This is a genomic window from Amycolatopsis panacis, assembly GCF_003600245.1.
Lineage (GTDB): Bacteria > Actinomycetota > Actinomycetes > Mycobacteriales > Pseudonocardiaceae > Amycolatopsis > Amycolatopsis sulphurea.
In genome coordinates this window covers 57,951-65,343 of record NZ_QZFV01000085.1, presented here as the reverse complement: position 1 = coordinate 65,343, position 7,393 = coordinate 57,951, and the positions used below count along the sequence as shown (strand labels likewise).

The following is a 7,393-nucleotide window of genomic DNA, read 5'->3' as shown; positions in this document are numbered from 1 at the left end:
AGCCGTGGCTGCCCGACCGGTTTCGGGTCCGTGAGGGTGCCCCTGACGGACTCAGAGTCCGTGAAGGGGCCCTTCACAGCCCTCCGCAGCTGCGCAGGGCCCTCCACACCGACTTTGCCGACGCCCTGGCCTCAGCGTCCGTGAAAGTTCCCTTCACAGCGGGAAAAGACGGCGCGGCTTACGCTGGATTTTCCCAGCCGGGGCGAAGATCGTGGCCGGCCAAGATGGCCGGAGCAGCCGCTACCCCACCGGCGCCGGTTCCCGCGCGCCGCGGCGTTCCGCGCCGATGCCCGCGGTGACGACGAGCGCGATACCCGCCACCGCCGGGAGCCCCGGCAGCTGGTGCAGCACCGCCGCCCCGATCACCAGCGCGATCGCGGGTTCGAGGCTCATCAGGGTGCCGAAGGCCGAGGCGGTCAGGCGGCGCAGCGCAAGCATCTCCAGGCTGAACGGGACCACCGGCACCAGCACCGCCAGTCCCAGCCCGGCCAGCACCAGCGGCCAGCTCAGCTGCCCGAGCACGGCCGGGCCTTCGACCAGGGTGGCGGCCAGCGCGGCCACCGGCATGGACACCGCGAGGCCACGAATCCCGGACACCTCGTCGCCGACGCGCTGGGTCAGCAGGATGTAGCAGCCCCAGCACACCGCGGAGGCCAGCGCGCAGCCGACGCCGATCAGGTCGGCCCCGCCGTGCCAGGGCTCGGTCAGCAGCACCACGCCCGCCGCCGCCAGTACCGGCCACAGCCGGGTGCCCCGGCCGCGGACGATCGCCACGGTGAGCGGGCCGAGGAATTCCAGCGCGCTCGCGGTGCCGAGCGGGATGCGCGCCGCGGCGACCATGAACAGGATCGTCATGCCCGCGGTCACCCCGCCGAGCAGGACCGACGCGAGCAGCATCGGACGGCGGAACGAGGACGGCCGCGGGCGCAGAAGCACCAGCAACAGCACGCCCGCCCAGGCCAGCCTGAGCCACGCGACACCCGCCGGGCCGACCGCGTGCGCCAGGTCCACCGAGACCGCCAGCCCGAGCTGGACCGACAGCATCGAACCGATCGCGAGCGCCATCCCGGCGCGGGGCGAGGACGGGAAGGAGAAAGTCACCGGACAAGGAGACCCCACCGGACCGTTCACGTCCACCTGTCGATTGTGGACGTAACGTCCGGGATTCCTGGACAATGTCCGGGTGGACACCCGCAGGCTGCAGTTTCTCGTCGAACTCTCCCGGCTCGGCTCGATGCGGGCGGTCGCCGATGTGCTCGGCACCACCACCTCCACCGTCTCGCAGCAGATCGCCGCGCTGGCCGCGGAAACCGGCGCGACGCTGCTCGAACGGGACGGCCGGCGGGTCCGGCTCACCCCAGCCGGGCGGCGGCTGGCCGAACACGCCGTCACGATCCTCGCCGCCGTCGAAGCCGCGCGGGTGGATCTGGACCCGGACGCCGAACCCGCCGGCGTGGTCCGGGTCGCCGGGTTCGGCCAGGCGATCCGCCGTTCGCTGCTCCCGGTCACGGCCCAGCTGGCCCGGCAGCACCCCGCGGTGCGGCTCGTGGTCAGCGAACAGGAACCCGGCGAGGCCCTCACCAAACTGCTCGCCGACGACGTCGACCTCGCGCTGACCTACGACTACGACCTCGCCCCCGTCAGTACCGACCCGACCGTCGCATCCGAACCGCTGTGGACGACGTTGTGGGGCCTCGGCGTCCGCGCGGACGACGTACGCCGTGTACGCGGCACAGGGACGCTGTCAGTGCTCCGCGCGTTCAAGAAGCACGACTGGATCGGCAATCCCCGTAACCGTGCAGACGAAGACGTCATACGCACACTCGCGTCGATGGCCGGCTTCGCACCCCGTTTCACCCACAGCGCCGACAGCCTCGATCTCGTCGAAGACCTCATCGCCGCCGACGGTGGGGTCGGTCTGCTGCCGCTCGACCGCCCCACGCGGCCGGACGTCACGGTGCTTCCCCTTCCCGATCCTGAGGTCCGGCTGCGTGCATACACCTGCACTCGCCGTGGCCGCGACGCTTGGCCTCCCCTCGCCCTCGTCCTGGATCTGTTGCGGCGCGGCCAGCCCGTTTCACAGGGGCTGTGAAGGGTCCCTTCACGGACCCAGAGTCCGTAAAGGGACCCTTCACAGCCACCCGCGGATGTCCCGGACCGCGGCCTTGAGGCATGCCCGAGGTTCCGCCCGCCGGACGCACTGGCCGAACAAAGACCCGCCGCCTATCACGCGGGCGCGTAACCCCGTTTTCCCTTGCCGGTCAACGGGTTCCGGCGACGACGGTCACCGCGTGGGACGCCCGCTCACGCAGTGGGAAGGGGTTCAGCCGCCCGGCCCGAGCGGGTGAGCTGGGTCCGTTCCGCACCGTCCGCGCCGTTGGAGGAAAGCCGTGTCCCGCCCCGCCAGATCCGCCCCGTCCCGGCTTGTCCGCGCGATCCCCGCGTTCGCCCTCCCGCTCGCGCTCGCCGCCTGCGGGGTCGCCGGCGGCTCCGGTCCGCAGGATTCCGGTCCGCCCCGCCCGGGCGGCACGCTCCGGCTCGGCCTCTCCTCCGCGCCGGACTGCATCGACCCCCAGCAGGCGGCCACGAACGCCGCCCTCAACGTCGGGCGCCAGGTGGTGGACTCGCTCACCGACCAGGACCCGAAGACCGGCGCGATCGTGCCGTGGCTCGCCGACCGCTGGACCGTCGGCGGCGAATCCACCAGCTTCACCTTCCACCTGCGTGGTGGCGCCACGTTCTCCGACGGCACGCCGGTGGACGCGGCCGCGGTCAAGACCAGCTTCGACGGGATCGTGGCCCTCGGCGCCAAATCCTTGCTCGGGACCAGCTACCTGGCCGGCTACCGCGGCGCGACCGTGGTCGACCCGGCCACCGTGCGGATCGACTTCGGCGCGCCGAACGCGCAATTCCTGCAGGCCAGCTCCACGATGTCGCTCGGCGTGCTGGCGCCCTCGGCCTACCGGCGCACCGCCGAGCAGCGCTGCCAGGGCAACGGGCTGATCGGCTCCGGCCCGTTCGTGGTCACCGGGTTCCGGCCGAACCAGGACATCGCACTGAGCAAGCGCACCGGCTACGGCTGGGGCTCTTCGCTGTGGCGGCACCAGGGCGCGGCCTACCTCGACCGCATCGACTACCGGGTGGTCCCGGAACCGGGCGTCCGCACCGGCAGTCTCGCCTCCGGGCAGCTCGACGCGATCACCGACGTGCAGCCGGTGGACGAAGCGCAGTTCACCGGCAACGGCTTCAGCGAACCCGTCCGGCCCAACCCCGGCGTCGTGTTCAACCTGCACGCCAACGTCACCCGCGGGGTGCTGGCCGACGTGAAGGTCCGGCAGGCGGTGTCGAAGGGCATCAACCGGCCCGAGGTGACCAGCACCGTACTGTCTGCCAATTACAGGCCCGCCACGAGCATCCTCGGCTCCACCACGCCGTTCTACACGGACCTGTCGAAAGACCTCGCCTACGATCCCGCCGCGGCCGGCGCGCTGCTGGAGTCCGACGGCTGGGTACCCGGGCCGGACGGGATCCGCATGAAGAACGGGCAGCGGCTGACCGCTTCGGTGGTGTTCTCCGCGGTGTTCAACCAGAACCAGAGCGTGCTCGAACTCGTCCAGCAGCAGCTTCGCAAGATCGGTTTCGATCTGCGGATCGAGCTGCACACCAACGCGGAGGCGAGCCGGATCCAGCGCAGCGGTGACTACGACTTCCTCTGGTACAACGTGACCCGCGCCGATCCGGACATCCTGCGCCAGCAGTTCTCCGTCAAGGGCGGCAATCGCAGCCGGCTGCCCGCCGACAACCCGCTCGAACCCTCGCTCGCCGAACAATCGGCCACTGTGGACACCGCGCGGCGTAAACCGGCCGCCGAGCAAGCACAGCGGACCATTGTGGAACAGGCGTACGCAATCCCCGTCTTCGAGCTGACCCAGGTGCTCGCCGTCGGCCCGAAGGCGCATGACGTCGGGTTCGAGGCCTCGTCGCGGCTGCAGCTGTTCGACGCGTGGGTGTCCGGCTCATGAGCCTGATCCGGCGGCTCTTGCAGGCCGTGGTCGTGCTCTGGGCCGCGTTCACGCTGTCGTTCCTGATCCTCTACCTGCTGCCCGGCGACGCGGTGCTCACGAAACTCGGCTCCGCCGAGGGCGGCCCCAGCGCGTCTCCGGAACAGGTCGCCCAGCTGCGCGCGCAGTTCGGACTCGACCAGCCGATTCTCGTGCAGTACGGAAAACACCTGCTCGCCGCGCTGCACGGCGACTTCGGTGTCTCGGTGACGACCGGCGACGGAGCGACGCACATGGTGCTCACCGCGCTGCCGCCCACGCTGGCCGTGACCGGGCTCGCGTTGCTGCTCGCCGTCGTCTTCGGCGGCGCGATCGCGGTGCTGGGCACCTACACGCGCGCCCGGTGGCTGAGCCATGCCCTGCTGTCCCTGCCGCCGCTGGGCACGTCGCTGCCGACGTTCTGGGTGGGGCTGCTGCTGATCCAGCTGTTCTCGTTCCGCCTCCGGCTGGTCCCGGCGCTCGGTTCCGCCGGGTTCGCCTCGCTGATCCTGCCCGCGATCACGCTGGCGCTGCCGACCGGCGCGATCATCGCGCAGGTGCTGGCGAAGAGCCTGCGCACCCAGCTCGCCGAGCCGTACGTGGAGATCGTGCGGGCCAAGGGCGCCGGCCGCGGCCGGGTCCACTTCGGACACGCGCTGCGCAACGCCGGGCTGCCCGCGCTGACCCTGGTCGGCGTGGTCGCCGGGAACCTGCTGGCCGGTTCGGTGGTCACCGAGACCGTGTTCTCCCGCGACGGGCTCGGCCGGATCACCACGTCCGCGGTCACCGCGCAGGACCTACCGGTGGTGCAGGCGGTGATCGTGCTGGCCGCGTTCTTCTTCGTGGTGCTGAACCTGCTCGTCGATCTGGTCTACCCGCTGCTCGATCCGCGGGTGCGGAAGGAGGTGAACGTCGATGGCTGAGGCCGTGCTGCCCCGGCGGTCCCGATTCGTGCTCCACCGGCCGGGGCTCGTGCTTTCCGTGCTGCTGCTGGCATTGGTGCTCGTGGCCGCCTTCGCGCCGGCCTTGCTGACCAGTCAGGATCCGATCGCCGGCGTGCCCGCGGAACGGCTGCAGGGGCCGTCGTCCGCGCACCTGTTCGGCACCGACGAGACCGGCCGCGATGTGTTCTCCCGCGTGGTGCACGGCGCCGGGCTTTCGTTGCGGGCGACCGTGCTGGCCGTCGTCGTGGCCTTCCTGGCGGGCTCGGCGCTCGGCCTGCTCGCCGGATTCCGTGGCGGCTGGCTCGACTCCCTGGTGATGCGGGTGGTCGACGTCCTGCAGGCCGTGCCGGCGATCCTGCTGTCCCTGGCGCTGGTGACCGCACTCGGTTTCGGCACCACGAACGTCGCGATCGCGGTCGGCGTCGCCAACCTCGCCGCGTTCGCCCGGCTGATGCGGGCCGAGGTTCTGCGGGTGCGTTCTGGCGTCTTCGTCGAGGCCGCCCGTGCCTCCGGGGTCCGCTGGCCGGGAGTGCTGGCCCGGCACGTGCTGCCGAACGCGCTCGGGCCGGTGCTGGTGCTGGCCACGGTCACGGTCGGCACCGCGGTGCTGGAGGTGTCCGCGCTCAGCTTCCTCGGCTTCGGGGCGAGCCCGCCGACGCCGGAATGGGGCGCGCTGGTCGCCGGTGGCCGCACTTTCCTCGCCACGGCCTGGTGGATGACCACGTTCCCGGGACTCGCCGTGGCAGCCGTCGTGCTCGCCGCGAACCGGCTGTCCCGGGCCTTCGACGGAGAACGGAGCACGCCGCGATGAGCCTGCTGGAAATCCACGACCTGACCGTCTCCTACCACACCCCGTCCGGGGTCGTGCCCGCAGTACGTGGGGTGACGCTGCGGGTCGAGCCGGGCGAGATCGTCGCCGTGGTCGGCGAATCCGGCTCCGGCAAGAGCACCACGGCGCACGCGGCGATCGGCCTGCTGCCCCACGGCGGCCGCATCGACGGCGGCCGGATCACCTTCGGGGAAAGCACGCTGACCGGACTGTCCGAAAAGGACTGGCAGCGCGTGCGGGGCACCGGGATCGCGCTGGTACCGCAGGATCCGACGGTCTCGCTCGATCCGGTCCGCCGGGTCGGCGAGCAGGTCGCCGAGGTGCTGCTGATCCATCGCCTGGTCCCCCGCCGCGAGGCGGCGGCCCGCGCCGTCGCCCTGCTGCGCCGCGCCGGCGTGGACCGGCCGGAGCTGCGAGCGAGGCAGTATCCGCACGAACTCTCCGGCGGCCTGCGGCAGCGCGTGCTGATCGCGATCGCGCTGGCCGGCGAGCCGCGGCTGATCATCGCCGACGAGCCGACCAGCGCACTCGACGTGACCGTGCAGCGGGAAATCCTCGATCACCTGGCGGCGCTGGCTGCGGAATCGGGCACCGCGATCCTGCTCATCACGCACGATCTCGCCGTCGCCGCGGACCGCGCGGACCGTATCGTGGTGCTGTCCGAGGGCCGGCTCGTCGAAGAGGCGCCCACACCGGAACTCCTCGCCGCCCCGGCCGAGGATTACACCCGCCGCCTGCTCGCCGCCGCGCCGAGCCTGTCGAGCACCGCCACCCGCACACCACGCCCGGAGGCCACGGACGTACTGCTGTCGGTCGATTCTCTGGTGAAGTCCTTTTCCTTGCGCGGACACGGATCCGTCCGCGCGGTCGACGACGTCTCGTTCCGGCTCGGCCGCGGACGCACGCTCGCGCTGGTCGGGGAATCCGGTTCCGGCAAGACCACCACCGCCCGGATCGCGGTCGGTCTCGAAACCCCCAGCTCCGGAACGGTCTTCTTCGACGGCGAGGAGCTTCCCCGCGCCGCCGCGGCGCTCCGCCGGTTACGGCGGCGATTCCAGCTGGTCTATCAGAATCCGTACGCTTCGCTGAACCCCCGCTTCTCCATCGCCGAGGTGATCGGCGAGCCGCTGCGCGCGTTCGGCGTCGGCAGCAGGGCCGAACGCCAACGCCGGGTCGCCGAACTCGCCGACCAGGTGGCGCTCCCCGCGGCGCTGCTCGCCCGGCGCCCCGCCGAACTGTCCGGCGGGCAACGCCAGCGCGCCGCCATCGCACGGGCGCTGGCGCTGCGGCCGGATCTCGTGGTGCTCGACGAGCCGGTGTCCGCACTCGACGTGTCGGTGCAGGCACAGATCCTGAAGCTGCTGGTCACGCTGCAGGACGAACTCGGGCTGAGCTATCTGTTCATCACTCACGACCTCGCCGTGGTGCAGGAGATCGCGGATCAGGTCGCGGTGCTGCACCGGGGAAGGCTCGTCGAACAGGGACCGGCGGGCGAAGTGCTGCACCGGCCCCGCGAGGAGTACACGCGGACCCTGCTCGCCGCCGTCCCCGGTGCGCGCCGGGTGGATGTTTGAACGCGG

6 protein-coding genes are annotated in these 7,393 nt (G+C 71.7%); 5 read left to right on the top strand and 1 reads right to left on the bottom strand.

The window, feature by feature from the left end:
• Positions 1 to 240 precede the first annotated feature (240 nt).
• The gene (locus tag D5S19_RS16435; protein ID WP_233573972.1) at positions 241 to 1,101 is read right to left on the bottom strand and encodes an EamA family transporter; all 861 of its coding nucleotides are present in this window, start codon (positions 1,099 to 1,101) and stop codon (positions 241 to 243) included.
• 82 nt (positions 1,102 to 1,183) lie between these two features.
• Between D5S19_RS16435 and D5S19_RS16430 the strand changes: the two genes are divergently transcribed.
• The 5 genes from D5S19_RS16430 (at position 1,184) to D5S19_RS16410 (ending at position 7,387) form a co-directional block, all read left to right on the top strand.
• Positions 1,184 to 2,092 carry a LysR family transcriptional regulator gene (locus tag D5S19_RS16430; protein WP_120024222.1) on the top strand — a complete coding sequence of 303 codons (909 nt, stop codon included), beginning with the start codon at positions 1,184 to 1,186 and terminating at the stop codon, positions 2,090 to 2,092.
• Positions 2,093 to 2,435: 343 nt separating this feature from the next.
• Entirely contained in the window at positions 2,436 to 4,022 is a 1,587-nt protein-coding gene (locus D5S19_RS16425) for an ABC transporter substrate-binding protein (RefSeq protein WP_407641754.1), read from the top strand.
• Positions 4,019 to 4,963, top strand: coding sequence for an ABC transporter permease (locus D5S19_RS16420; RefSeq protein WP_120024225.1), 945 nt, complete (start codon positions 4,019 to 4,021; stop codon positions 4,961 to 4,963). Before D5S19_RS16425 ends, D5S19_RS16420 begins: the two co-directional genes overlap by 4 nt.
• Entirely contained in the window at positions 4,956 to 5,795 is an 840-nt protein-coding gene (locus D5S19_RS16415; protein WP_120024220.1) for an ABC transporter permease, read from the top strand. The genes D5S19_RS16420 and D5S19_RS16415 overlap by 8 nt, the downstream gene beginning before the upstream one ends.
• Positions 5,792 to 7,387, top strand: coding sequence for a dipeptide ABC transporter ATP-binding protein (locus tag D5S19_RS16410; RefSeq protein WP_120024219.1), 1,596 nt, complete (start codon positions 5,792 to 5,794; stop codon positions 7,385 to 7,387). The genes D5S19_RS16415 and D5S19_RS16410 overlap by 4 nt, the downstream gene beginning before the upstream one ends.
• The last annotated feature ends 6 nt before the right edge of the window (positions 7,388 to 7,393 follow it).